This window comes from Streptomyces flavalbus (assembly GCF_042674625.1).
Classification (GTDB): domain Bacteria; phylum Actinomycetota; class Actinomycetes; order Streptomycetales; family Streptomycetaceae; genus Streptomyces; species Streptomyces flavalbus.
The window spans coordinates 3,119,216-3,145,821 of the sequence record NZ_JBHTEB010000001.1; the positions used below are offsets into that span (position 1 = coordinate 3,119,216).

16 protein-coding genes and 1 pseudogene are annotated in these 26,606 nt (G+C 69.5%); 4 read left to right on the forward strand and 13 right to left on the reverse strand.

The features are described from left to right. Window positions 1–25 precede the first annotated feature (25 nt). From ACFQZ6_RS13925 to ACFQZ6_RS13950, 6 genes are all read right to left on the reverse strand, one after another. Window positions 26–826, reverse strand: a complete 801-nt coding sequence (locus tag ACFQZ6_RS13925) for an anti-sigma factor family protein (RefSeq protein WP_381608176.1) — start codon at window positions 824–826, stop codon at window positions 26–28. Window positions 827–885: 59 nt separating this feature from the next. Further along, window positions 886–1,410, reverse strand: a complete 525-nt coding sequence (locus ACFQZ6_RS13930) for a sigma-70 family RNA polymerase sigma factor (protein WP_360212849.1) — start codon at window positions 1,408–1,410, stop codon at window positions 886–888. A gap of 252 nt (window positions 1,411–1,662) precedes the next feature. Then, complete coding sequence (locus ACFQZ6_RS13935; protein ID WP_381618306.1) at window positions 1,663–2,244, reverse strand: CGNR zinc finger domain-containing protein; 582 nt, start codon at window positions 2,242–2,244, stop codon at window positions 1,663–1,665. A 137-nt stretch (window positions 2,245–2,381) separates the two neighbouring features. Next, window positions 2,382–3,722, reverse strand: coding sequence for a uroporphyrinogen-III synthase (locus ACFQZ6_RS13940; protein ID WP_381608179.1), 1,341 nt, complete (start codon window positions 3,720–3,722; stop codon window positions 2,382–2,384). A gap of 145 nt (window positions 3,723–3,867) precedes the next feature. After that, window positions 3,868–5,253 (reverse strand): nitrate/nitrite transporter, encoded by a 1,386-nt coding sequence (locus ACFQZ6_RS13945; protein ID WP_381608181.1) that lies wholly within the window; start codon window positions 5,251–5,253, stop codon window positions 3,868–3,870. A gap of 268 nt (window positions 5,254–5,521) precedes the next feature. Continuing rightward, complete coding sequence (locus ACFQZ6_RS13950; protein WP_381608183.1) at window positions 5,522–6,064, reverse strand: ATP-binding protein; 543 nt, start codon at window positions 6,062–6,064, stop codon at window positions 5,522–5,524. 74 nt (window positions 6,065–6,138) lie between these two features. Here ACFQZ6_RS13950 and ACFQZ6_RS13955 point away from each other — a divergent pair, with 74 nt between their 5' ends. Both ACFQZ6_RS13955 and ACFQZ6_RS13960 read left to right on the forward strand, forming a co-directional pair. Further along, the gene (locus tag ACFQZ6_RS13955; RefSeq protein WP_381608185.1) at window positions 6,139–6,990 is read left to right on the forward strand and encodes a helix-turn-helix domain-containing protein; all 852 of its coding nucleotides are present in this window, start codon (window positions 6,139–6,141) and stop codon (window positions 6,988–6,990) included. An 11-nt stretch (window positions 6,991–7,001) separates the two neighbouring features. Next, window positions 7,002–7,196 carry a DUF397 domain-containing protein gene (locus ACFQZ6_RS13960; protein WP_381608187.1) on the forward strand — a complete coding sequence of 65 codons (195 nt, stop codon included), beginning with the start codon at window positions 7,002–7,004 and terminating at the stop codon, window positions 7,194–7,196. A 199-nt stretch (window positions 7,197–7,395) separates the two neighbouring features. On the opposite strand, the pseudogene ACFQZ6_RS13965 reads toward ACFQZ6_RS13960, so the two are convergent. The 3 genes and pseudogenes from ACFQZ6_RS13965 to ACFQZ6_RS13975 all read right to left on the reverse strand — a co-directional run. Beyond that, window positions 7,396–7,652 (reverse strand): annotated as a pseudogene (locus ACFQZ6_RS13965) (XRE family transcriptional regulator); the annotation flags it as partial. Window positions 7,653–7,970: 318 nt separating this feature from the next. Beyond that, a complete protein-coding gene (locus tag ACFQZ6_RS13970) occupies window positions 7,971–8,459 on the reverse strand; it encodes a hypothetical protein (protein WP_381608189.1) in 489 nt (162 codons plus the stop codon). After that, on the reverse strand, window positions 8,428–15,546 hold the full coding sequence (locus ACFQZ6_RS13975; RefSeq protein WP_381608191.1) for a polymorphic toxin-type HINT domain-containing protein: 7,119 nt from the start codon (window positions 15,544–15,546) through the stop codon (window positions 8,428–8,430). The genes ACFQZ6_RS13970 and ACFQZ6_RS13975 overlap by 32 nt, the downstream gene beginning before the upstream one ends. Window positions 15,547–16,119: 573 nt before the next feature. Between ACFQZ6_RS13975 and ACFQZ6_RS13980 the strand changes: the two genes are divergently transcribed. Beyond that, window positions 16,120–19,587, forward strand: a complete 3,468-nt coding sequence (locus ACFQZ6_RS13980) for a DNRLRE domain-containing protein (RefSeq protein ID WP_381608193.1) — start codon at window positions 16,120–16,122, stop codon at window positions 19,585–19,587. Here ACFQZ6_RS13980 and ACFQZ6_RS13985 read toward each other — a convergent pair. The 4 genes from ACFQZ6_RS13985 to ACFQZ6_RS14000 form a co-directional block, all read right to left on the reverse strand. Further along, window positions 19,541–20,806 (reverse strand): acyltransferase family protein, encoded by a 1,266-nt coding sequence (locus tag ACFQZ6_RS13985; protein ID WP_381608195.1) that lies wholly within the window; start codon window positions 20,804–20,806, stop codon window positions 19,541–19,543. The genes ACFQZ6_RS13980 and ACFQZ6_RS13985 overlap by 47 nt on opposite strands. Then, on the reverse strand, window positions 20,803–22,998 hold the full coding sequence (locus ACFQZ6_RS13990) for a glycosyltransferase (protein ID WP_381608197.1): 2,196 nt from the start codon (window positions 22,996–22,998) through the stop codon (window positions 20,803–20,805). Before ACFQZ6_RS13990 ends, ACFQZ6_RS13985 begins: the two co-directional genes overlap by 4 nt. After that, window positions 22,998–23,903, reverse strand: coding sequence for a hypothetical protein (locus tag ACFQZ6_RS13995; protein WP_381608199.1), 906 nt, complete (start codon window positions 23,901–23,903; stop codon window positions 22,998–23,000). The genes ACFQZ6_RS13990 and ACFQZ6_RS13995 overlap by 1 nt, the downstream gene beginning before the upstream one ends. 303 nt (window positions 23,904–24,206) lie before the next feature. Next, on the reverse strand, window positions 24,207–25,172 hold the full coding sequence (locus ACFQZ6_RS14000) for a LysR family transcriptional regulator (RefSeq protein WP_381608200.1): 966 nt from the start codon (window positions 25,170–25,172) through the stop codon (window positions 24,207–24,209). 120 nt (window positions 25,173–25,292) lie between these two features. Between ACFQZ6_RS14000 and ACFQZ6_RS14005 the strand changes: the two genes are divergently transcribed. Continuing rightward, on the forward strand, window positions 25,293–26,534 hold the full coding sequence (locus tag ACFQZ6_RS14005; RefSeq protein ID WP_381608202.1) for an MFS transporter: 1,242 nt from the start codon (window positions 25,293–25,295) through the stop codon (window positions 26,532–26,534). The last annotated feature ends 72 nt before the right edge of the window (window positions 26,535–26,606 follow it).

The window sequence follows — 26,606 nt, forward strand, 5'->3', positions numbered from 1 at the left end:
GACCCGTAAGGCTACGGTCTCGGGCTCAGGCGTCGACCTCCACCAACCGCTTCCCGTCGAAGGTCACGACCTCGAAGTGGTCGATCTCGTTCGGGGTGAAGGCGGCGCCGCCGTGGACGTAGAGCGGTTTCTTCGCCTTGTCGGTGGTGGCGTCGGGCAGGCCGTAGCCCCAGTCGGGGACGGACCAGGAGGCGACCGTCTCGCGCTCGCCGTTCTTGCCCACGGCGATCAGGGCGCACTTCTGCGGTCCCTTGACGTTCTTCAGCTCCAGGACGGTGTGGGTGCCCCAGCCCTTCTCCTCCATTCCGACGGTGGCGCTGACCTGGGTCTCCGGGTCGGTCGCGGTGAGCTTGTCGGACATGGTCTCGAAGGCTTCCTCGGCGGGCCCGGCGGTGGGTCCGGCCTCGACGCCGGGGTTCTTGGTGCCGCCGCCCCCGCCACCGTCGTCGGTGGTCGCCACGGCGGCGATCGGCCCGGCGACGATCAGCGCGGCGGCCGCGGCCACCAGGTAGAAGCCCTTGCGGCGCTTGGCGGCGCGGCGCTCGGCGACCTCGTCGACCAGCTTCTCCGCGAGCCGTGGGCTGGGCCGCGCGGACAGCGACTCGCCGAGCGCGGGCGTGCCGCCGGTGCCGGGCAGGTCGGCGAGGGCGGCCAGCATCGGCTCCATCCCGGCCAGTTCGTCCAGTTGCTGCGCGCACCAGTCGCAGCCCGCGAGGTGCGCCTCGAAAGCGGTTGCCTCGGCGTCGTCGAGGATGCCGAGGGCGTAGGCGCCGACGGCCTCGTGCTCGTTCGGGCCCAGCGAACCGCCGCCCGGTGTCCCCTGCATGGGACCAGCCATACCCGGACCACCCGCTCCGAATCCCGGAAACCCCCCGTACCCGCTCGTCACGCCGTCACCCCCCGCTCCTCCAGTGCCAGCTTCATCGAACGCAGGGCGTAGAACACCCGCGAGCGCACGGTGCCACTCGGTATGCCGAGCGTCTCGGCCGCCTCATTGACGGTACGCCCCTTGAAGTACGTCTCGACGAGCACCTCCCGGTGGGCCGGGGTCAGGTCGTCGAGCGCGTCGGACAGTGTCATCAGCCACAGCGCCTTGTCGATCTCGTCCTCCGCGGGGATGACCTCCAGCGGCGACGGGTCGACCTCCTGCGGCCGGGCCTGCCGGCTGCGGTGGCCGTCGATGACGATGCGCCGGGCGACCGTCACCAGCCAGGGGCGTACCGATCCGGTCGCTCGGTTGAGCTGACCGGCGTTCTTCCAGGCACGGATGAGCGTCTCCTGCACCACGTCCTCGGCGCGCTGCCGGTCTCCGGCGACCAGGCGCAGCACATAGGCGAGCAGGGGCCCGGCGTGCTCCCGGTAGAGGGCGCGCATCAGCTCCTCGTCGGGTTCCGAGGACGCGGACGACATGCGATGTCGGGCCCTCGCACCACGTTCATTGGCCACGACGGAATCCTTGCGCACGCCCACCTCCGATGTCCGGGGGTTCCCCCAGCCGGTCGCTCAACGACGGGTACGGAGGCGGGGCGTGGCGTGTTCAAAGGGGCGGGACAGTTTTCTGAGAGATTGGCGTGACCGGAGGGACATCGGGGCACATTCCCGCCGCAAACTCTTCACGATTCCATCACGGCGACGACTATTGACGGCGTGTCAGTCGGTGGGTCAGGCGCTGGCGGGCTGGGCGCGCCGCCGGTGCCGGGCCACCCGCTCCCGGTTCCCGCACACCTCGCTGGAGCACCAGCGTCTGCGGTGCCCGCGCGAGGTGTCGACGTACACGATGGGGCAGTTGTCCCCCGCGCACTGCCGCAGGCTCGCGCGGGCGGCGGGATCGGTGAGCAGATCTACGGCGTCCCGCGCGACGGCGCCGAGCAGCGCCGCGCACTCCGGTGGCCCGGCCAGCTCCCGCACCAGCGCCCCGTCGGGGCCGCGCAGGGCGCGCGGGGCGGGCGGGGCGGCGCGGGCGAGGTCGTTCACGCGGGCGAGGGCGAGGTCGTACGCCGGTCCGGTCGGGGTGTGACGGCCGTACACCAACGGGGCGACCCGGCCGCGCAGTTCACGGAAGGCGACCAGCCAGGAGGCGTTGGCGTGGGTCAGCGGGGTGCCGGGCGGGACGAGTCCGGCGCCGGTGATCCAGGCGCACAGCACCTCGACCGAGTCGAGCCGTTCGACGGGGTGGGTGGTGGCGAGCAGGTCCAGGCAGACGCGCCCGGCGTCGAACCGCAACTCGTACGAGGACGAGGGCATGGAGGCCACGTGCGTCACCGCCCAGGGGTCGGTCGCAGGAAAGCAGGCAAGGCGCGCCGCGAGGCGCTCCTCTCACAGTGCCTGCCCGCTTTCCGGACCGGAACCCCCCGTACCGCGCGCTGGTTGCGCGCGGCCGTTCACACGTCGGCGTACTTGGCGTCGGCGGCCGGGTCGAGGGCGAGCCGGTAGCCGCGCTTGACGACGGTCTGGATCAGCTTGGGCGCGCCGAGCGCGGTGCGCAGCCGGGCCATCGCGGTCTCCACGGCGTGCTCGTCCCGCCCGGCGCCGGGCAGCGCCCGCAGCAGCTCGGCGCGGGCGACCACCCAGCCGGGCCGCCGCGACAGCGCCCGCAGCAGGGCCATCCCGGCGGGCGGTACGGGCTTCAGGGCGCCGTCCACCAGCACCGCGTGCCCGCGGATCTCGACCTTGTGCCCGGCGATCGGCAACGCGCGGGCCCGCAACGGCAGTTCCTGGCACAGCAACTGCACCAGCGGTCCCAGCCGGTACCGCTCCGGCTGGACGGTGTCCACGCCGCGCGCCTGGAGCGGCAGCGCGGTGACCGGGCCGACGCAGGCGGGCAGCACGTCGTGGCTGAGGGCGGCGAGCAGTTCGGGCAGCAGCCCGCGCTCCTCGGCCCGGTTCAGCAGGGACGCGGCGGCGGGGGCGCTGGTGAAGGTGAGCGCGTCCAGCCCGCGCGAGACGGCGGCGTCCAGCAGCCGGTCGAGCGGGGAGAGGTCCTCGGGCGGCATCCACCGGTACACGGGCACGCCCACGACCTCGGCCCCACCCGCCCGCAGCGACTCCACGAACCCGGGCAGGGGCTCGCCGTGCAGTTGTACGGCGATCCGCCGCCCGTCGATCCCCTCCTCCAGCAGCCGGTCGAGCACCTCCGCCATGGACTCCGACGACGGCGACCAGTGCTCGGTCAGCCCGGCGGCCCGGATGGCGCCCTTCACCTTGGGCCCGCGGGCGAGCAGCTCGACATGGCGGAGCCGGTCGAGCAGGGCCTCGCCGAGCCCCCACCCGTCGGCGGCCTCGACCCATCCACGGAACCCGATGGCGGTCGTGGCGACCACGACGTCCGGCACCTGGTCGAGCAGTTCCTTGGTGGCGGCGAGCAGCTCACCGTCGTCGGAGAGCGGCACGATCCGCAGGGCGGGGGCGTGCAGCACGGTGGCGCCGCGCCGCTGGAGCAGGGCGCCGAGTTCCTCGGCCCGGCGCGCGGCGGTGACGCCGACGGTGAACCCGGCGAGGGGTCCGTGGTCGGTCCGCGCCGGTGCTTCCCGGGACCGCGGCTCGGCGTCGGCCGGTGCGTCCTGGAGCCGCGGCACGGCGTCGGCCGGTGCGTCCTGGGGCCGCGGCTCGGCGTCGGCCGGTGCGTCCTGGAGCCGCGGCACGGCGTCGGCCGGTGCGTCCTGGGGCCGCGGCTCGGCGGCGTTGGGTGAGCGTCGGTCCGGTCGCTGCTGTTCGTCGTACATAACTCTCGTCCCGCACTCCAGTTGTCTGACCCTGGTCGTCTGACACTCTTCGTTTCGTCTGCCACCTACATGCGGCCGAGCCTGTCAACGGCGCGTGACAGGCTCGGTTCCGCTTCATGTCGCTGGTGTTACGGCAGGTACCCGATCACACCTCGGCGTAGCTGAGCTGCGGCTTCGCCTCCGACGCGGCGGTGGCGGCCTGGGTCGGCTGGGTGGTGCGACGAAGGTATACGGCCCAGGTCACCACGAAGCAGACGACGTAGAAGGCGAGGAAGGCGACGAAGGCGCCGGTGCCGGAGCCGTAGGAGATGAAGGACTGCCGGAAGGCCAGGTTGATACCCACGCCACCGAGCGCCCCGACGGCCCCGATGAGCCCCATGGAGGCCCCGGAGAGCCGACGCCCGTAGGCGGCTGCGGCCTCGCCCTCCAGCCCTCGGGCGAGGGCCTTGTTCTGGAAGATCCCCGGAATCATCTTGAAGGTGGACCCGTTGCCGAGCCCGGTGAGTACGAACAGCACCACGAAGGCGACGGTGAACAGGGCGAGGGACTCCTGCATGGCGGCCACGATGAGCACGGCCGTGGCGACCCCCATCCCGACGAAGTTGTAGAGCGTGATCTTCGCGCCGCCGTACCGGTCGGCGAGCCTGCCGCCGACGGGCCGGATCAGCGAGCCGAGCAGCGGACCGAGGAAGGTGACGTACGCGGCCTGGAGCGGCGTACGGCCGAACTGGTTGGTCAGCACCTGCCCGAAGGCGAAGCTGTACCCGATGAACGACCCGAACGTGCCGATGTAGAGGAAGGCCATGATCCAGGTGTGCGCGTCACGTGCGGCGTCCTTGGCGGCCCCGGTGTCGTTCCGGACGTTCTCGATGTTGTCCATGAACAACGCGGCGAGCACGGCGGCGACGACGATGAGCGGAATGTAGATCCCGAGCAGGACGCGCGGCCCCCCACTGGCCCCGATGATGGCGAGGGCGACGAGCTGAATAACAGGCACCCCGATGTTGCCCCCACCCGCGTTCAGCCCCAGCGCCCACCCCTTCTTCTTCAACGGGAAGAAGGCGTTGATGTTGGTCATGGAGGAGGCGAAGTTCCCGCCGCCGACCCCGGCGAGCAGCCCGACGAGGAGGAAGGTCGAGAAGGAGGTCCCCGGCTCCATCACCACGAACGCGGCGATGGACGGGATGAGCAGGAGCGAGGCGGACACGATCGTCCAGTTCCGCCCACCGAAGATCGCGACCGCGAAGGTGTACGGCACCCGCACGACGGCGCCGACCAGCGTCACCATCGACGTCAGCATGAACTTGTCGGCCGGGGTGAGGCCGTACTCCGGCCCCATGAAGAGGACCAGCACGGACCACAGGGTCCAGATCGAGAACCCGATGTGCTCCGAGAGCACGGAGAAGTAGAGGTTCCGCTTGGCGACCTTCTCACCGGTCTCCCGCCAGAAGGTCTCGTCCTCGGGGTCCCAGTGGGCGATCCAACGGCCGCCCCTGCTCGGGGGTGCGGGCGTACTGCTCGGGGCTGTCATGACGCCTCCACGGTTTCGTGCTCCGGGCTCGGGTGGTCCTGCCTCGCTGAGTGGCTGAGTCCCGAAGGTAGGGAGGACGCGTTTCCTGCCTGTGGCTGTGGGTGACCGGAAGGGAACGTTGCTCTCACGCTGGGTGGGGGGTGGGTGAGAGGTCGCGCGGGCAGGCAGGGCGACGGCTAACCAAAACGCGATCAGCCTAACTGCGTTTGGGCTAGCCGGACCGAGGTGACGACCCACCCCCGCAGCGGCGCCGCCACCTCTGCTTCCGTCACCCGCTCCCCACCTCGAACCACAGGACCTTCCCCGCCCCTCTCCGCCCCAGCGTCCCCGCCCCGAGCGACCACCCACCCCACGAGTCCGCGTACGCCCGCACGAGCAGCAGCCCCCGCCCACCGACGGCGTCCAGCGGGGCGACCGGGGGCCACTCGCCGGGCGGCCGGTCGAAGGGGGCGGGGATGTGCGGGCTGGTGTCCCAGACCCCGACCCTCAGCCGCCCGTCCCCGAGCCCGGTCAGCCGCAGGGAGGCGGGGCCCTTGGTGTGCCGGTAGGCGTTGGCGACGAGCTCGGACGTCAACAACTCGACGACGTCGAGGGCCTCCCGCCGCTCATACCCCGTGAGCACGGCGCGCACGGTCATACGTGCGACACGTGCAGCGCGAGGGTCATGCGGGAGTCGGAGGGCGTAGGTCCAGGGGTGGGGCGGGGCTACGGTGGTCATGGGGTGCCTCCGGTGGGGCGGTTCCGGGTTGTGGGGGTGGGGAGTTGGGCAACGTGGAACCACCATAGAGGCGAAGGATGTAAGAATTAACATCAAACGAAGGCTAGAGTTCACAATTCGCTCCTGTGGGTGACCCAGGAGACCACTTCACGACGAGAGAGACCCGAGTGCCGCCCAGCAACACCCCCACCCTGCGCCAGCGACGCCTGGGCGCTGAGCTGCGCAAACTACGGGAGCACGCGGGGCTGACCTCCAGCGCCGCCGCAGCGGTGCTCGGCGTCAAGCAAGCACAGATCAGCAGCATCGAGGCGGGCCGCTACGCCGTCAGCGCCGACCGCGTCCGCACCTTCGCCCGCATCTACAGTTGTGCGGACCAGGCCCTGATCGACGCCCTCGCCGCGATGACCGGCGGACGCACCCGCGGCTGGTGGGACGGGTACCGCGAACACCTGCCGGTCAGCCTGATCGACCTCGCCGAACTGGAGCACTACGCGACGGAGTTGCGCGTTGCTCTCGTCATCCACATCCCCGCCCTGCTCCAGACGACCGAGCACGCCCGCGCCCTCTTCCGGGGGGTCTTCCCACCCCTTCAGCAGTACGAGATCGAGCACCGGCTCAGCCACCGCATCAAGCGGCAGAGCATCCTGCACAGGGACGTCCCCACTCCCTACACGGCCACCATCCACGAGGCCGCCCTGAGAATGGGCTTCGGTGGGCGCGAGGTGGCCGCTGAGCAACTCCGCCACATCCTCGACATGAGCGAACACCCCCACGTCACCGTCCGGATCGTCCCGTTCGGGAGACAGAGCTTCCACGGCACCGGCCAGGGCATCGACTACGTCGCCGGAGCGGTCCCCCAACTGGACACGATCCAGTTGGACACGCACCACGGGTGCGAGTTCCTCGACGCCGATGCCCAGTTGGCCAAGTACCGAGCCGTGATCAACCACATGGAGGCCAACGCCCTCGACGCCCGAGCTTCACGCGACCTGATCCACCGCATCGCACACGAACTGTGAAAGGCACCCGAATGTCCTCCCTCACCTGGAAGAAGTCCACCTACAGCGGCGACGCCTCAAACTGCGTCGAGATGGCGACCACCACCACTTCCATCCACATCCGCGACTCAAAACACACCAAGGGCCCTCACCTCACCGTGGCCCTGTGTTCCTGGGCCCCGTTCATCCAGGCCCTCCCCGAGGTAGGCAACCCGACCGCCCACTGATGACGTGACCGTGGGGCCGCCGAGCAGTGAGCCGGGGTGAGGGCGGCCAGGTGTCCCACCCTCACAGGGTTCCGCACCAGCCCCACCCCGCTGGTTATTGGCCCTTTTGACCCACCTCTGCCGGGCAGGGAGAGGCAAAGCCCCGACTTCCCGACGCTGGAAGGATCTGGGCTGAGCCAAAGGCACCACTCGCCATGCCTCTCCGGTACGCCTCGTGGAGGAAGACGGCCGCGTAGACGAGGATGTCGATCCGTTCCTGGGCCTGAACCACCAGGTCGGTGAACGCCGAGACGGGGAGGTCGGCCCACTGCTCTAGAGCGCCACCAACTCAGAGCTGATGGCGCGGGCGGGGCGGGCCTGGCGGAGCGCCGGCCAGAGTGCGTACACATCTTCTCCCAGGGCCTTGGCCGCCTGGAGGGCGGTGGTACGACGTGGGCGCCCGAGGTTCACCCAGCGCCCGTCATGGAGGCGGGAGGCTGGACGTACGCCGCACTCGCCCAGCAGGTCGAAGTCGCTCCTCAGCCACGCCCACATCGGCGTCACCTCCACCATCTACGCCCCTGTCCGACTCCGCCTCCAGCGAGACGCCATCAACACCCTCAGCACCGCCCTTGACGACCCCGCCAACGACGAGTCGACCCGCGACGACGGCGAAAACCCGCCGCCGTGCAGAGCCACCGTCCACTGACGTTGCCGTCAACTACTGCCGTCACGACGTGCAGAAGCCCCGCTAGAAATGATCTGGCGGGGCGTCAGATTTGCGGTTACGTGCTCTCACAAGCCCCAGGCAGACTCGCGGAACTGCCGCACTTCGGACGCGCTCGTCACCCACTCGGAGATGCGAATCCCATCCTCGTCGACTTCACGGTGAGGCTCTACGTACCGCCACGGCTCTTGCGGGTCGAACGGTTCGTCGAGCTCATCCAGGAAGATAATCGAATTCTGGACGTAGACCACATCCCCCTCTCGATACATAGGCCAGCATGAGACGAAGTTACTTGCTTCCGGATCAGTGATCGAAGCAATGAGACAAGAGGTCACCTTCTCGGAGCACTCAATTTCCCTCAGGGCACTCTCCCAGCTTCGGCGGTATTCATCCACCGACCAGAAGCTCAGATCCATCTGGAACGTCTCCGCGAAGCTGCCGACTCTGATCCTGGCGACAGCAGCGGAGGATGACGGGGTCGCACCCTCCGAAACCGGATCGCTGATCACCTCGATTGAGAATCCATCATTCCTTGAGGTAGTTGAGATCTGGGTCATAGGTTCCGATCCGTTGCCCTCTGCGGTTGAACATCTTCCAGCCGTCCGTCACGTTATGACCATCGACATCAGGTGTAATGTAGTTCTTTCCGTTGAAAAATACGACCTGACCATGCGAATTGAACGGTGCCTTCTGCGCGGGAATTCTTGTCCTGTACCCAAGTGCACCTGCCCGATCGGCCACGGTCCCGGCGTACAGCTCTCGGTTCCGCCGACTACGCTCAGCCACCGAGTCCGGATGGTAGGGGTCACCGTTGAGCGCAGGGGAAGAGGTATACCCCTCCGGAAGGTCACAGCTGCTGTTGTGAACGAGTACCGGCGTGGCCCCCGCCAGCACATAATAGGTGTGTAGATCCTCAACCGTAAGGTTGTACGTTCGCGCGCGCTTGCTAAACGGACGGTTGCCTGCAACTAGGACAGTGTCACCCTGATCGGTGAGCAGGGTCATACCCGGGACAAGATCTGCCGCCTTGACCCAGTCACCCTCCGATGGGGACCAGAAGGGGTGCTCGAAAGTCGCTGTCAGTTTTTGGAGGCCGTCGCTTGTCACGATGGACAGCTCATTGAAGTGCTTGTCACTCTTTGTGACAATCAATTGAGTGACAGCTCTGGGTCCGGATTCGCCAGATTCCGGGTCGGTTGCCAAGACCTTGTCCCCGGCTTTGACGTCTTCAATGGCTTTTGAAGTCCCATCCGCCATCAGGACAGCGGTGCCGGCAAGGAAGCACTTACAATTCGACAGCAGTTCTTCTATTTTTTTGAACTTTTTCAGCTTACCAATCGCCAAGAGATCAGTTGCAGCCCAACCGCAGTGCGAGTTGAAGCCCACGTCATCCGCACACGCCGCCCACTCGGAAACGTCAGGCATCACGAATTGCTTGACAACCGACCAGACACCGTGCTCCGGTGGCCTGTTGATGCACTTACCGTCACGTTCACAGAAAGTGACACCCAGACGCAAGGCGTTAGGGTCTTTGCTTACCGTGGGGGTATTAGCGGAGTTCTTACTCCCCTGAGCCGACCCACATCCGGTCGTTGTGTTGTGGCATTTAGCCACAGGATCCTTCTTGGGCTCATACGGTTCGTATGTCCCATTACTGCCAGAGCAGTAGTTCGGGTAGCAGGATTCGAGGCCCATCGGATCGGAGCGGCTGATGGGGCTGTTGTTGGAGTAGGCGTACCCGTTCATCTGAAGCGGGTCCGAGATATTGAAGATCGGGTCGGCTGAGATGAAGCGACCTGTGTTCTGGTCGTACTCCCGTGCCCCGATGTGCGTCAGGCCGGTCGCCGTGTCGTCGATGCCGACGCCCAGGTAGCTGTGTCTGTTGGGCCAGACGGTGGGCTTTGTGCCGCGTAGCTCGCCGTACGGCTTGAAGGCTCGGCGGGTGATGAGTTGGTTGGTGGCTGCGTCTACCGAGGTGTTGGCCGTGCCCAGGTGGTCGGCTATCAGGACGCTCAGTTTGTGGCCGGTGGTCGCGCCGTTCTTGGTGGTGCGGACGACCGTGGGGGCGCCCGCGTGGGCGTAGGAGCGGGTTGCCTCGGTGATCGTGCCCGTGGTGTTCGTCGTCAGTTCCGTCTCGCCCAGGTAGAGGGTCGAGCCGGAGGGCGAGTGCTCCAGGAGGCGGTTGCCGTCGGCGTCGTAGACGTAGGTCGTCTTGACGCCGTTGTCCGTGATCGAGTCGAGCTTGTTGTCGGGGGACCAGACGAGGCCCTGGGTGGTGTTCGAGAGGTTGCGGGCCTCGGTGTTGCCGGTGGCGTCGTACGTGTACGTGCTGCCCTTGCCGGACGGGGACGAGGTGATCGACGTGTTCGTGTGCGGCTGGGTCTGGTAGGACGGGGTGGTGCCGTTGCCGGTGACCGTCTTGCCGTAGCCGTAGGTGAACGTGGTGGTCTTCGTCGGGTCCGCCGCGTCGGTGTCGGTCATCTTGGCGCGGTTCGCCAGCCAGTCGAAGGTGAACGACTGGCGGTAGGCGGCGCCGCTGGTGGACACCGTCGACGCGGCGGGGGCCGCCGCGGCGAGCGTCGAGGCGAGGGTGGCGTCGGGGCTCGTGTGGTCCGTCTCCGCGTCCGGGGCCTCCGCGACCGGGCCGGAGGAGGGGGCGTAGGTGGTGCGGTAGCCCCAGGTCGTGTTGTTCGCGGACTTGCAGCCCGTGCCGCCACCCGTCGGGGTGATGTTCGACGTCCAGGCGTGCACCAGCTCGCCCATCACGTCGTAGGTGAAGCACTGGTTGTCCCAGCTGTTGTCACCGAACTGGCGGGCGTTGGAGGTGATCAGGCCCGAGACGTCGTAGGAGTAGTAGCTGTCGGTGATGCGGTGCGGGCCCGCCGTCTCGCGGTCCGACACCGTGCGCTGGAGGCGGCCGGTGTAAGGGTCGACGAAGTTGGTCATCCAGACGCGGTACGGCTGGGCGGCGGAGACCGTGCGCAGCACCTCGCCGTACGGGGAGTAGGTGACGTCGGAGGTGTACCAGGTCGCGCCCGAGGTGGATTCCGGCAGACCGTCGCCGTTGTAGCGGGTGACCACCTTCTCCTTCGCCAGGCCGCCCTTGGCGGGCAACGTGACCGAGAGGGGCTTTCCGGTGGGTGTGTAGGTGTACGCGTACGCGTACGTGCCGGACAGGCCCGCCGTCATCGAGTTGGCGGGGATGACCCTCTCGCTGCTCGTGACCTGGTATTCGGCGTCGTAGCCCGTGACGGTGTTGGTGTAGTCGCCCGTGTCCGTGTGCCGGATGGAGGCGACGGGCTTGCCGATGCCGCCAGGCACGGTGTCGTAGGTGTACTCCTTCTCGGGGCTCGCCGTCGCCGACCCGCGCCGCACCTTCAGGACGCGGCCGAGCGTGTCGTACTCCGTGTACGTCTGCTGCGCGCGGGCGTTCTGCACGCGGTTCGGCCGGTCGGCGTCGTCGTACCAGGTCTTCGTCTCGCCCACGTCCGGGTCGACGGCGGAGGTGACCCTGCCACGGGCGTCATAGGTGTACGTCCACGCGTTGCCCGCCGGGTCGGTGACCTTGGCGAGGTTGCCGCGGGCGTCGTACGCGTACGCCGTGGTGCGCCCGGCCGTCGCGGTCGACGCCTCCGTGGTGTAGTGCTTCAGCGCCGTGACCCGGCCCAGCGCGTCGTAGGACGTCCGGGTCGTGGGGGTCGTGGCGCCGGGCGGGTTCACCAGCGTGCTCGTGTCGCTGTAGGTGGTTTCCGTGGCGTACTTGTAGCGGCCAGCCTGGAAGACCGACTCCTTGTAGGCGCGCTCCAGGCCGTCGTAGCGGTACCTGGTCCAGGTGGGGACGAGCGTCTGCGACTTCGGCGTGAAGAGTTCCGCCGTGGGCTCGCCCTGCGCCAGGTACGCGCCGGTCTTCTCGTAGACCAGGCCGTGGTCGTCGTAGCGCGTGTCCACGACGATCCGGCCCGGACCGTGCGCCTGGCTCTGGGTCTGGACCTCGCGGGCCAGACCGTCGTAGACCGTGACCTGACGGGAGTAACCGCCGTCGTCCTTCAGGGTCTCGGTGGTCACCGCGGCGGGACGGGTGGTGCTGCCCGTCGCGAGTGCCTGGTGGTACGTGAACTTCACGTTGGGCGACTTGCCGTCGGAGCGTGACGGGGACCAGCCCTTCACCAGGCGGCCGAGGGCGTCGTACTCGTTACGGCTGACACGGTTGTTGGGGTCCGTGACGGTCAGCGGCAGCACGCGGCCCGGGTCGTACGTCGTGGTGGTGGTGTGCCCCAGCGCGTTGATCACCTTGATCGACGTGACAGGTCCACCGCTGTCCGCTGGCGTGTACTGCGTCTCCGTGGGGCCGTCCATGCCCGGGGCCGTGACCTTGCGGGGGCGGCCGAGCGGGTCGTACGTCGTCGTGGTGACCAGGGAGTACGACGCGCCCTCGCCGTTGATCTGCGCCTGCGAGGTGAGCAGGCCCCTGGTCGGGGCGGCTCCGTACGCCTGGTCGTCGTAGGAGTGCCGGACCGCCGACTTCAGTTGCGTGGCCGGGTCCGCGGTGGCGTGGTTGGCGCAGGACGTGCCGGTGGTGCGCTGCTCCTTTAGCAGGCCGATCAGCCAGGCGGAGGTGTTGTGCACGTACGTCGTCTTCGTGCACGTCCGGTCGGAAAAGGTCTCGCCGGTGCCGTCGGGCTTGACGACCGCCGTCTCCACCTGGGTCGGCAGGCCGTAGGTGTCGTCGAACTCCGTGAGCGTGCGGATCGCACGCCAGCTACCGTCGTTCGCCTTGATCTGGTCCGACCGGGAGATGCCGGTGCGGTGGGCGAGCAGGGGATCGGCGGTGGTGCCGTCCTCGTTCTCCCGGGGGCGGGACGCCGTCTGCTTGGACCAGGGGAAGTTGAGCGTCCGCTCCTGGACGTTCTTCTCGGGTTGCTCGGGGTCCTCCTTGTCGGAGTTCTTGTAGACGATGGTCTCGGCGGTCATCCCCGCGTACTGCGGAGCGTCGTCCGAGAGCAGGGTGTGCTTCCCCGTGGAGTCCTTCACCACGCCGCCGATGCCCTGGAAGTACCGGGTCTTGGAGTACGACTGGGGGTTCTGCAGGTTCAACGCGGATACGGTCTTGCTGCCCTTGTACGCCTTGACCTGGCGGAACCCGCGCCAGTCGCTGTAGGTGCGCAGGGCGGGGCGGGTGAACTCGTCGTCGCTCTTGGACCAGGCCGCTCCGCCGTACACGTACCTGGTGGTGATCGGACGGCTCTGCGAGGTGACCTCGTCGATCTCCGTCACCGAGCTGACGACGTACTTGTTGAACCACGCCTTCGCGGGTGTCCGTTCGTCCCCGTCGGGGGACCAGCGGACCGGGTAGCAGGTGCCGTTGCTCTTGCCCTTGTCCGTCGTGGGCACGGTCGCGCAGCCGCCCTCGTACTCCACCTCGATGTCACCGCCCAGTTCCGTGGAGACGGTGCCGATGCGGGGTCGGGTGAAGCCAGGTCGCTGGTCACCGGCTCCGGTGGTCACCAGGTTCGGCAACTGGTGGTCCCGCAGACGGTCGTGCAGCGGTGAGGTGGACCCCACGGTGTAGTGGGCGAAGCTGATGCCGTCCTTGGACTGGAGGGTGCCGGTGGTGTCACCCGGTCCGTATCCGGTGCGGGTGATGGAGTTGAGCCACAGGCCCGGGGAGGTGTCGTACCAGTCGGCGGGGAAGGACTGGTGCAGCGTGTACTTGTCGACCAGGCCCAGGCCGGGCTGGCCCGCGCGTGCGGCCTTCGTCGTCACCCTGTCCAGGCGCATCTGCGTCCAGAAGGACGGGAAGGCCGGGCAGAGCTTGGACGTGGACTTGCAGTTGAGGTTGCCGGGGGTGTCCCACCAGGGCCGGTAGGCGCCCGGGTCGTCCGTCTTGGCGAAGTTGGTCTCCGTGCACGCCGTCCCGGACTTGAGGCAGCGCTGCTCGACGCCGAAGGTGACCGTCGCGGACGGCTTGGTCAGGTCAGTGGAGCGCATCCCGTACTCGATGGACGTCGGGTACGCGTAACGGTCGTACTGCTCGGGGGACTTGAACTTCTTCCGGACGGCGTAGTAGTTCGTCTCCTGCTTCCAGTTGACGACCATGGTGTTGCCGTGGAGGTCGACGACCTTGTCCAGGCCCCACCGCCACGCCTGCTGCTGGCCGGTGCCGCACCGGGAGGCGGCGAAGGTGCTGGCGTGGCAGGGCTCGCCCGGGTGGTTGCCGAAGACCGGGACCGTCGAGACGGAGTTGGTGTTGGCGTGGCCGCCGTCCACCTTGTTCAGGCCGTAGTAGTACTTGATGCCGTCCCGGGTCGTGACGACCCAGTACTCCCCGTTGTTGTCGTCGTTGGTGCCGCCGACGCGGTGCTCGACGCGTGTGCCGTCGTCCTGCTGCGGGCGGTAGACCTCCGTCTGGGTCTCGGGGTCGCTGCCGGAGGGGGCGTCACGGACCAGTTCCGTGGTCTTGCCGTTGAGGGACATCACGGCGTTGTACGAGACCCAGCAGAAGTCGGACGTCTTGTCGGACTTGGCCGTGTTGTTGGGCGTGCCCGCGCCGAGCGTCTTGCGGTCGTCCTGGCAGGGGCGGTAGCGGCGCTCGATGTAGCCGGGGTCGTAGTTCCAGCCCTCGCCGATCCAGGAGCCCTGGGGGGAGGCGACGCCGGTGCGGCCGTCGACGGTCTGGGAGTTGTACCCGAAGGTGATCGCCGGGGCGGGGCCCGCGGGCGGCGGGGGGACGACGAGGGGGTACGACCAGGTGAAGGCGCCGGACGAACCGCCCGCCTCCCACTTGCCGTCCGAGGCGAGCGGCGTCGCCTTGAAGGTACCGCCCGCTCCGGCGCCGGAGTCGACGGCGCCGAGGACGGCCGTGGAGCCCGCGGCTGCCGCGGTGGCCGTCGACGACGACGTCCGGTACGACGCCTGGACGACACCCGGGTCACCGCTGGCCGTCGAGGACGCCGTGGTCACGCCCCCGTCAGCCGCCGGGTCGACCGTCGCGGTGACGGACGCGGAGGCCGGGTCGTTGACGGTCTCCAGCTCCTCGTACGTCTGGCACGCCTCGTCGTCCGGCGTGGTCAGGTAGCAGTCGGGGAACTGGACGAGCCTTAGGCGGGAGGCCCAGTCGGCGCCGTAGAGGCTCTTGAACTTGGAGTAGTCCAGCCTGACCGCGACCGGTACCGAGCCGGTGTCCGGGCCCTGCACCACCATGACGGTGCCGTCCACGCCTTGGCTGACCGCGGCGGCACGGTCCGGAATGGAGACCTGCCACGTGCCCGTCGGCACCGGTTGGTCGGGGGCCTGCCCGAGGCTGACAGGGAGGGCGCCCACTGGGGACGGTGTGGTCGCGTCGGCGACGGTGTCCGCGGCGCTCAGGGAAGCCGTGCTCACCGTCGATCCGAAGGTGACCGTACCCGTCACGCCGGACGGCGGGCTCACCGTGTCCGACGGCGCCTGAAGCAGGTCATCCGGAATGTCCGCGCGGAGGGTCTCCAGGTCGCGCGAGAGCGCCTCGCCAGGTATGGGTTCTTCCTGGTCCAGTTCCTCAAGCGTCAGCGTCTCGCGGCCGACCTCGGCCTGCGCCGGGTCCGGTGGCACCGCCAGTGACGCGGTGGGAAGCAGTCCCACCAGCAGCGCGGCGGCCGTGGTGGGCACGGCGATACGCGTGAGGCTACGACGGGCGTGCGAAAGTCGGCCGAACACGGCGGGGTCCCCCCGGACCACTCGGAGCGGGACCGGTGAAGGACCACGCCTGTTGACTTACCAGATGCCGAAGATTCTGTGACCGATCTGTGAAGAAACACCAGAGGCGCCAGAGGCATGTGATGAGCGTCACGGTGCGTTACGGCTTGTTACGCACCGAAGCGGCGAAAGCCGGAAGCCTGCCCCACGGAAGATCGAACACCACTTTCCGCACACCAGACACACACGAGGAGTAATCAACCCATTACCTCACCCACAACAGTCTGACTTGCCCCATAAGGACACCTTTTGAGGATCCGAGCACCGAGCAAGTCCCACGCCCCGCAAGGCGCCGAACTCCCGCATCACGGGGCACGGCAAGGACCTCCGACCCATCGGCACACAATCCGCACAGGATGACGACAGCCCCTTCATGGGACATCATCAGCTCGCCTCGCCATGCCCTCGTCATGGCTGGCCGACAGCACCGGCGACCGGCACATCCTGACCTGTCGTCGGTCCACTGGGGGAAGGGGAACTCGCCCGATGACGCGCAACTGGCGCCGCGGGCCCGGCCGCCGGGCCATCGCCACGCTGATCGCCACGGCCGTCGCCGCGACCGGCATCGTCTACGCCGGGTTCCGCCTCGACGACGATGCCGGGGGCCAGGAGACCGCCCGCGGGCGAAACGGCCAACCCGTCACCGAGGCCGCCGCCCTCACCCGAGCCGCTCGTACGGGCAAGGCCGTGGAGGTGACCGCCGCGCGCACCGCCGAGTCCACCACCTGGGCCCGTCCCGACGGTCTGATGATGAAGCGGCTGCACTCCTCTCCGATCCGGGCCAAGGTGGACGGCGAGTGGAAGAAGATCGACCCGACTCTACGGCTTACGAATGCCGGTTGGGAGCCGACGGCCACCAACACCCGCGTGGTCTTCTCCACCGGTTCCGGCAGGGCTGAGGAGCGGGCCTCCCGAGGCACGGTGCGGCGGGCCTCCCTGGTGCGGGGCGCGGCGGCGGAGGACAGCGGAACGCCCCTGGTCACCCTCTATGTCGACGGCGGCGCACACGCCATCCAGCTCACCTGGCCGGGCCCGGTCCCCGCCCCGATCATCGAGGGCAACCGCGCGCTGTACCCGGAGATCTTCCCCGGCGCGGACCTCGTGCTCACCGCGGAGGACGACGGCTTCGCGCAACTGGTCGTGCTGAAGGACCGCCAGGCGGCCTCCAACCCGATCGCCCAGCAGCTCGTGTACGGCATCCAGTCGTCCACGCTCACCTTCCGCCTCGACCCGGTCTCCGGCATCGTCTCCGCCGAGGACTCGGACGGCGATGAGGTGGCCATGTCGCCCACGCCGCTGATGTGGGACAGCAGCGGCGCCCCCGCCGTGACCGACGGCACGGTGGGCGCGACCGCGCAGCCGACGACGTCGGAGACCCCCTCCCCCGAGGACACGGTCACCCCCTCCCCGGACGAGGGGGCGAGTCCCAGCCCGACGGAGACCGCGGCGGAGACCGACGAGCAGGGCGGCACCGACGTGGAGGTCCTGCCCCCGGCCACCGACGGACCCGAGCCCTCGATCTCCGAGTCGCCCCTGCCACCCGTGCCCGCCGAGCCGACCCCCTCCACCTCGCCGACCGGACCGGCGGCCACCCTGGGACTGCCCTCGCTCGACGGCCCCTCGCCCGACTCACGGGGCGAACTGGTCGAGCCCGACCTGGTGGGGGGACAGTGGCTGCTCACTCCCGACCAGGAGTTCCTCCAGGACCCCGCGACCACCTACCCGGTCTTCATCGACCCGCCCTTCAAGGGGCACATCCAGAACTGGACCACCGCCTACAACCGGCACCCCAACGCCACCTTCTACAACGGCCGTGGCTTCAACGCGGGCGGCACGCACGAGGCCCGCGTCGGCTTCGAGTCCGACACCTGGGGGACCTCGCGGTCCTTCTTCAACATCGACTTCGACTCGTCCCTCAAGGGAACGAAGGTAATCAGTGCGAAGCTGCGCATGTTGGAGACCTACTCCTGGTCGTGCAGCGCCCGTTCGATGAGCGTGCACCTCACCGGGCGCATCAACTCCCACACCAACTGGAAGAACGCCCCCCAGCTCCACGACGGCAACAAGCTGGCCACCAAGAGCTTCGCGCACGGCTACAAGTCGGGGTGCCGGGACGACTACGAGACGTTCGACGTCAAGAGCGGGGCGCAGAAGGCCGCTGACCGGGGGGACGACACGATCACCTTCGGGCTGCGCGCCCGCGACGAGCACTCCCAGTACGCCTGGAAGAAGTTCCAGGCCAACGGCGAGCACGGGCCGCTTCTCGACTTGTACTACAACCGTCCGCCCGCCATCGTCCCGGGCTCACTGGACCTGGGTCCCGACGGCAAGTGCACGACCTCGGAGCCGTACGCGCGGATGGGTGCGGGCAGTGTGACGTTCACCGCCAAGGCCACGGACAAGGACAAGAACCTCGACTACTTCAACTTCGACCTCTGGCCGACCGGCAAGCTGAGCACCACGGGCGACCTGCTGGGCTCCACCGGATTCGTGTCGGCGGGAGGTGACAGGGACGCGGCCCTGAAGACAACCGACAACTTCTCCACCAGCAAGCTCACCAACGGCACCCCGTACTCGTGGCGTGTCCGAGCCGTCGACGACGCGCGCACCACGTCACCCTGGGCGCCGTCCGCGAGCCCCTGCCGCTTCGTCCTGGACACCACCGCGCCCCGGCCGCCGAAGATCACTTCCACCGACTTCCCGAACGCCGACCTCAACGAGAACGGCTTCGGCAGCGAGGCCGAGGACTCCAAGTGGAGCACGAAGAAGTTCGGCACACCCGGTTCCTTCACCGTGCAGGCCCGCAACTCCGACGTCGTGCGGTACGAGTACGCCTTCAACTCGCCCAGCTACTCGGGTTCCGTGAACCGGACCATGGGCACCAATACGAGCGTCACCGCCACCATCAGCAACGCCAAACCGCCGACCGCCGGACCCAACGTCCTCTATGTACGGGTCGTCGACGGCGCGGGCAACGTCTCCGAACCGGCGCGGTACTTCTTCTACGTCACGCCTCGCGACCAGGCGGACAAGGCCGGGGACTTCACCGGCGACGGGCTCCCCGACCTCATGACCGTCACCTCGGCGGGCAATCTGGCGCTCTACCCCTCCCAGGCCAACTCCGACGTGACCAAGGGCAGCGGGGACCTGGACCTCTCCATGCCGGGGGCGTACCGGGAGAACCCCGACAAGGATCCCAACGGGGATGACCTGCCACCGTACGTGGCCGCGCCGAGCGGTCACTTCAAGGGCGCCCTCATCACCCACAACGGCGACATCTACGGCGGCGACGGCCTCCAGGACCTGGTCGTGCGGGTCGAGGGCAAGCTCTGGGTCTATCCCGGGGACGGCTACGGCGCGGTCAACATCGACCGGCGCCGTGAGATCCTCCTGCCCGCGGGCGCACCCGACCCAGCGCAGATGACGCAGATCCTGGCGACGGGTGACATCACCGGGGACGGCCGCGCCGACTTCTTCGCCACGGTCGGCAGCGAGCTGTGGGCGTTCACCGGCTACCACGGTGCCACGGTCGACCAGGCGATCCGTCTGTTCGTCTCCTCCGCCTGGCAGGACCGCGACATCGTGTCCGTGACGGATGTCTCCGGCGACGGAGTCGCGGACCTGCTGTTCCGCACCGACCTCTCCGGCCGGATGGTCCTGCGCAAGGGCGTTGCCGCGCCGGGCGGCGGAGTCGACCTGTACTCGCTGTCCACGGCCACCACCGCGGCCGGAGGCGTCGACAACGAGTACGACGAGCCCGTCTGGCTCAAGACCAACGTCCCCCTGCTCATGGGAACGCCGGACGCCAACTCCGACGGGATCCCGGACATCTGGTCCGTCCGCTCCGACGGTTCGGTGCGGTTCCACGTGGGCAGCAGGACCGTCCTCTCCGGGACCGGGATCCAGATCATCGGTCCCAAGAGCTACTGGCTGACGCGGATCGCGATCGGGTGAGGGTACGCCGCGCCCCGTTCGGCCAGAGCCGTGGCCTTCGTCTGGCGGCCAGGTCCTCAAGCCAGCCGAAGGTCAGGACGGCGAGGCCGATGAGGGGCCAGATGAGGCAGAAGATCCAGACGTTGTAGGCGGTGTCCAGGGCCGCCGTGGCGCTGTCGGTCTGGAGGAAGGGGAGGTCGTAGGCCTGCTCCAGGAGGAGTTCCGCGGCCATGATGAGCAGGTTGTGCCAGAGGTAGATGGTGACCGCGCGGTTGTTGGAGAGGGTCACCATCCTGTCCCAGTGGACCAGGCGGCCCGGGAGTTCCCGCCAGGACGGGGAGTACGCGAGCAGGATCGCGACGAAGCCGAAGGACCAGGTGGCCTGGGCCAGCGGGATCTCGTTCAGGTCCCAGCCTTCCGCGCCCTGGTGGCCGGAGGCCCACCACAGGCCGAACGTCATGACCAGGGTGGCGAGGGACACCGTCAGGTAGCGGGGAATCCGCCGCAGCAGGCCGTCCTGGTGGGCGAAGCCCAGGATCCAGCAACTGCCGTAGACCGCGAAGTCGGTGACGGCGTTGCCGGTCTCGCCGGGGATCTCCACCACGCCGGTGCCGACGACGGCCGTCAGCGCCAGCGGCATCAGGAGGGTGGGCCAGGGGAACCTGCGGAACGCCCAGAGCAGCAGGGGTGAGGCGAGCACGAACCACAGGTACGCGCGCAGGTACCACAGGACGCCCACCGCCTGGTCCGCCCACGTCGGTTCCAGGAGGCCGGAGTCCGAGCCGATCGACGCCGGGTAGGACGGCTCCCCGAACGGGACGACGTAGTTGAACAGTTTCAGCAGGGACCAGGTCGCGCCGTCGCCCGTGTCGTCCGTACCGTTCCAGCCGCCCAGGAACAGCAGCGCCAGCGCCACCGCGCTGAACGCCCACAGCGGGGGCAGGAGGCGGCGGACGCGGGCCTTGATCACACCCAGGGCGGGTCGGCTCAGGGAGCGCGCCATCAGCGAGCCCGCCAGCGCGAACATGACGCCCATCGACGGGAACAGGATCGTCAGCCACGCCCAGCCGAAGATGTGGTACGCGACGACTCGGACCAGGGCGATCGAGCGCAGCAGGTCGAGGTAGCGGTCGCGGGGCCGGGCCTTCGAGGCCGGTTCCTGCGCCTGTGCCGGTTCCGGGGTGGGGACCGGCTGTGGAGCCGGGTAGCCGTACGCCCCCGTCGTATAGCCCTGCGTCATGCCACCGGCCTTCCGTCCAACGCGGGTTCATGGGTCGCCGAGCCCGGCGGTGGTGCCCCCACCACTCCCGTGCGTCGCAGCTTCTGCCAGCGCAGGCGGCCACCGGTCAGGGCCGTGATCCAGGACTGGAGGAGGACCACGTACATGAGCTGGCGGTAGAGGACCTGCTGGAGGGGGAGCGAGATCAGGTGGGTCATCTTCTCGCGGTCCAGGCGGAAGGCGTACGCCGCGCAGGTCGCCTGGATGAGGAGGACGCCCAGCCAGGCCACGATCGTCTTCTGTGTGGGGCCGAAGACCACGCCGTAGAGGAGGAAGACGTCGATCAGCGGGGCCAGGAGGGGGGCCAGGACCATGAAGAGGGAGACCAGGGGGAGGCCCACTCGGCCGAAGCGGCCCGACGGGCCCCGGTCGACCAGGGCCCTGCGGTGTTTCCAGATCGCCTGCATGGTGCCGTAGGACCAGCGGTAGCGCTGGGACCAGAGTTGCTGGACCGTCTCGGGGGCCTCGGTCCAGGCGCGGGCGTTCTCCGCGTAGACGACGCGCCAGCCGTCGCGGTGCAGGGCCATGGTGATGTCGGTGTCCTCGGCGAGGGTGTCGTCGCTCATGCCGCCGACGCGGTGCAGGGCACTCTTGCGAAAGGCGCCCACCGCGCCGGGGATCGTCGGCATACAGCGCAGGACGTCGTACATGCGGCGGTCGAGGTTGAAGCCCATCACGTACTCGATGTGCTGCCAGGCGCCGATCAGGGAGTCCCGGTTGCCGACCTTGGCGTTGCCCGCGACCGCGCCGACGCGCGGGTCACCGAAGGGCTGGACGAGTTCGCGGACGGTGGCCGGTTCGAAGACGGTGTCGCCGTCCATCATGACGACGATGTCGTGGCTGGCGTTGGCGAGGCCCCGGTTGAGGGCGGCGGGCTTGCCCGCGTTCAACTGGCGGACCACCCGCACGTTGGGGACGCCCATCGCCTCGACGATGCGGGCGGTGCCGTCCGTGGAGCCGTCGTCGATGACGATGATCTCGACCGGGTGCTCGCTCGCCATCAGGGAACGGACGGTGTTCTCGATGCACTTGGCCTCGTTGTAGGCGGGGACCAGCACCGACACCGGTTCCGTGACCGGTGGGCCCCAGCGGAAGTCACGGCGGCGGACGCGGCGGGCGTGCAGGGCCGAGAGGAGGAGCATGAGGACGAAGCGGCCGATCACCAGCGAGCCGATGACCGCCAGGCCCACCACCAGCACACCGGTGATCTTCTCCGAGGCCTGGACCAGGAGGATCCACGCCTTGCCCTTCCACAGGTCGAGGCCGGTGACGGGGCTGTGCGCGCTGGGCGCGTCGAGGGCCTCGGTGAGGTTCTGGAAGCGGTAGCCCTCGGCCTTCAGGTCGGGCAGCATCCGGTCCAGCGCCGCGACGGTCTGGGAGCGGTCGCCGCCGGAGTCGTGCATCAGGACGATGGCGCCCTGGCCGTTCTCCGGGGTGGCCCGCTCGATGATCTCGTCGACGCCCGGCCTGCGCCAGTCCTCACTGTCGGTGTTGTTGACGACGGTGATGTACCCGCGCGCGCCGATGTACGCGGTGACCGGCCACGACTTGTTGTCCATCGCGCCCGAGAACGACGAGTACGGCGGCCGGAACAGCGACGTGCGGATTCCGGCCGCCCCGGATATCGCGAGCTGGTTCTGCGACAGCTCCCAGTCGATGCGCCGCTTGGACTGGTAGGACAGGTCGGGGTGGTTGAAGGTGTGCAGGCCGATCTCGTGGCCCTCCGCCACCATCCGCCGGACCAGGTCCGGGTAGCGCGAGGCCATCGTGCCGGTGACGAAGAAGACGGCGTGCGCGTCGTGTTCGCGCAGCACGTCCAGGACCTTGGGCGTCCACTTCGGGTCGGGGCCGTCGTCGAAGGTCAGGACGAGGCGGCGGTCGGGGACCGTCAGGCTGTCGGTGCGTCCGCCGCGGGCGTCGAGCACGGGGCCGCCGTTGAGGATCTCGGCGGGGACCTTGTCGTTGGCGGCGGGGGGACGGACGCGGTGGTCGGCGAGGATCTCGCTGTGGACGTAGCCGCGCAGCATCAGCATCGCCATCAGGGCGAGCAGGACGAGCAGGGGCAGGACGAAGCGCAGGGGTACGCGCCGGCGGGGGCCGTCGGGTGTCGCCACGGTGCGTGCGGCCCTCCGATGGCGGGAGCGGGTTGCCATCAGAGGACGTACTCCGGGGATGACGAGAAGTGGGGGGAGGGGATCGAGGGGATCAGAGTCACGGGCGCGGCCCTCAGCGCGTCCGCCGCCGTGCCCGTCGTGTCGCCGCCGCCCGTGTCCTCGCCCGAGGTGCCGGTCGGGTCGGGGTCGGGGGCGGTGTCCGTGGGGTCCGGGTCGGCGGGGTCGTCGGTGGCCGTCGGGTCCTCGGTGGCCGTCGAGCCGCCGCCCGGCCGGGTCGCCGTGCCGCCCGGCCTAGTGATCGTGACCGTCGGGTCCGGGCCGGTGACGGCGGGGCCGCCCGGCTCCTCGTTGGCGCCGGGGCCGGTCGCGGCGGCGTCCGGCGACACCGCGGTGTCGGCGCTGCCGTCCGGGCTGGCGCCGGAGTCGGCGTCGCCGGAGCCGGAGGCCGGGGCGGAGTCCGTGGGCCGGTCGGAGGTGTCGACCTGGCTGGCGGGCTGGTCCCGCTGCTCCGGCACGGGCAGCGAGGGCGCGTCGGAGCTGCCGGACATCAGGGTGGCGACGATGACGACGGCGTACACCGCGCAGGCGAGTCCGACGAGCATCCCTATGCGGCGGAAGCGGCGGCTGCGGCGGCCCGTCTCGTCGACGAAGACCGGACCGGCGGCGTCCTGGTCGACGGGGGCCGGTACGCCGACGGCGGCGCTCAGCCGTCCGTCGCCTATCTGTACGGCGTCCAGCTGGACGGTGACCTCGTGCGGGTCGTGGGTCGCCGCGTCGTCGGCGGGGGTGGGAGGGAGGGCGGTCGTCGGGTCGGCCCAGGGGTCGCGCAGGGCCAGGGTGGTCTCGTCAGGTGGGGTGACGACGTACGGGAGCAGTTCCGTCTTCCCGGCCTCCGCCCCGCGGAGCAGTTCCGTCTCCGGGGCCTCGACCGCGCCGGGCGTCACGCGCGGTGCGCGCTCGCGGACGGCGAACGCGTCGAACCCGGACGTCTGGGGAACGGCCCTCGTCGCATCGGCACCGGTCCGGCCCGAACCCGTAGGGGACGTGGCCCGGGGCCACTCAGGTTGGGCGTCTTCTCGCCATTCGTTCACGCGCGTACTTCCCCCCACGGGACGGGTACGGAAGCGCATACGACTCCGAGCACCCGTCGGCCGAACCAGCCCCCAACCTGGCCCGAGCGCCCCGTTTACCACACCGTGCTCAGGCCACGAATGTAGCGCACGCGTGGTTGGGTATTCGCCAGGTCCTTACATAAAGCCGCTCATCACATCGTCGTCCTTGGCTGGAATCCATCCATCGGTCGGCCTCCGCAGCCACCCCTCCCCCGCCGCGAGCTGGGCCGCCGCCCGGCGCAGGGCGTCCAATCCGGGGTGGACCAGCCCCTTCCGCCAGACCAACGAGACCGGCGACAGCGGCACCGGATCGACCAGGGGCCGCACCACGGTGCCGGGCATGGCCGGAAAGCCCACCACGGCGAGCACGGGCGTCCGCGTCTTGGCCATCAGCCGCTGGAACTCCTCCTCGCCGACCGCCAGCGGAAAGGGTGGCGCCACCTCGATGCCCCGTCCCTCGAACAGGTGATGAGCGAGGTCGGTCCACTCCGGGGTGCGCGGATTTCCCGCCCCGGCGTACACCACCTCGCCCGCCAGCGCCGCCAGCGGCACCGCCGCACGCGCCGCCAGCCGGTGCCCCTCGGGCAGCATGACCGCCATCGGCTCCAGGCGGACCGGCACCTGGTCGAGCTGCGCCCGCAGCGCCGGGTCGAGCCCCGCGTACCGGCCGAACGACGCGTCCAGGCGCCCGGCGATCAGCTCCCCCGCCGCGCCGGTCAGGCCGCTCTCGAAGCGGGCCATCAGCTCCACCTCGGGGGCGAGTTCGCGGGCCAGGTGCAGCACCCGGCGGTGGGTGTGCAGGCCGGGCGAGTTCAGGTCGACCAGCAGCGGGCGGGCCTGCCCGAACGCCGCCACCAGGTCGTCCTGCGCCTGGAGCGCCCGGCGCGCGTACGGCAGCAGCCGCTCACCGTCGGCGGTCAGCGTCACCTGCCGGGTGGTGCGCAGGAACAGCTCGGCACGCAGCTCCCGCTCCAGCCGCCGTACGTCCCTGCTGAGCGCCTGCTGGGCGATGAACAGGCGGGCGGCGGCCCGGGTGAAGTGCAGCTCCTCCGCCACGGCGACGAAGGCGCGTAGCAGGCGGGGGTCTATGTGGGCGGGCATCCGGTGAATTTACAACAGGGGTGCGTGAAACGGCCCTCACCACGATTGACAACGCCAGTGCGTGAATCCCCGCCCACCAGGTGTTGGACCCCTTGATCACCGCCGGGTGACGGTGAGCACATGCCGCAGCCGACCCCCGTCAAGCAGACCACCAACCCCTACCGCCGCCTCTTCACCCACCCCGGCACCCGCGCCTTCACCACCGGCAACCTCATAGCCCGCCTCCCCATGGGCATGTTCAGCGTCAGCGCGGTCGTGATGATCGCCGGGTCCCGGGGCTCGTACGCCCTCGCCGGTGCCGTCACCGCGACCGGCCTCGCCGCGACCGCGCTGGTCGCCCCCTGGGTCGCGCGGCTCGTCGACCGGTACGGGCAGGCCCGGGTCGCCGTACCGGCGACGCTCTGCGCGGCGCTCGGCAGCCTCGCCCTGGTGGTGTGCGTGCGCTACGGCGCCCCCGACTGGACCCTGTTCGCCGCGTACGCCGCGACCGCGACCACCCCGAACACCGGCGGCATGTCCCGGGCCCGCTGGAACCACCTGCTGCGCGGCGACAGCGAGGCGCTGCACACCGCCAACGCCTTCGAGCAGGCCGCCGACGAGCTGTGCTTCATGCTGGGTCCGGTGCTCGCGGCGTTCCTGTGCGGGACGTTCTTCCCGGAGGCGGGCACGCTCACCGGCGTCGTCCTGCTGGTCGGCGGGGTGCTGCTGTTCGCGGCGCAGCGGTCGACCGAGCCGCCGGTCACCCCGGGCGCACGCCCCCAGGGCGGGACGCCGCTGCGGGCGCCCGGGATGCGGCCCCTGCTCGTGGTGTGCCTGGCGACGGGCGCGGTGTTCGGGGCGATGGAGGTCGTCACGATCGCGTTCGCGGACGAGCGGGGGCACCGGTCGGCGGCGGGCGTGGTGCTCGCCCTCCAGGCGGCGGGGTCCTGCGTGGCGGGGCTGGCGTACGGCGCGCTGAAGCCGCGGGGGGAGGTGACGGCGCGGCTGTCGTGGTGCATCGCGGCGATGACCGCGCTGATGACGCTGCCGCTGCTGGCCGCCGCGCTCACCGGCTCGCTGGTCCTCCTCGGGGGCGCGCTGCTGCTCGCGGGGATGGCGACGGCGCCGACCATGGTCACCAACATGACGCTGGTCCAGCGCTTCACCCCCGAGGGCCGTCTGAACGAGGGCATGACCCTGGCGGTGACCGGGCTGCTGGGCGGGATCGCGTGCGGCAGCGCGAGCGGCGGGTGGGTCGTCGAACACGTCTCGCCGACGGCGGGTTACGGGGTGCCCGTGACGGCGGCGGGGACCGCGCTGCTGATCTCCCTCGCCGCGTTCGCGGGATCGAATCGCTTCACCAACCGACGCCCGACCCATTGACGCCGCCAGGCCCCACCTCTACCTTCGGCCGTCGAAGCGCTTCGACATCGCCGTCGAACAGGGTTCGACGGC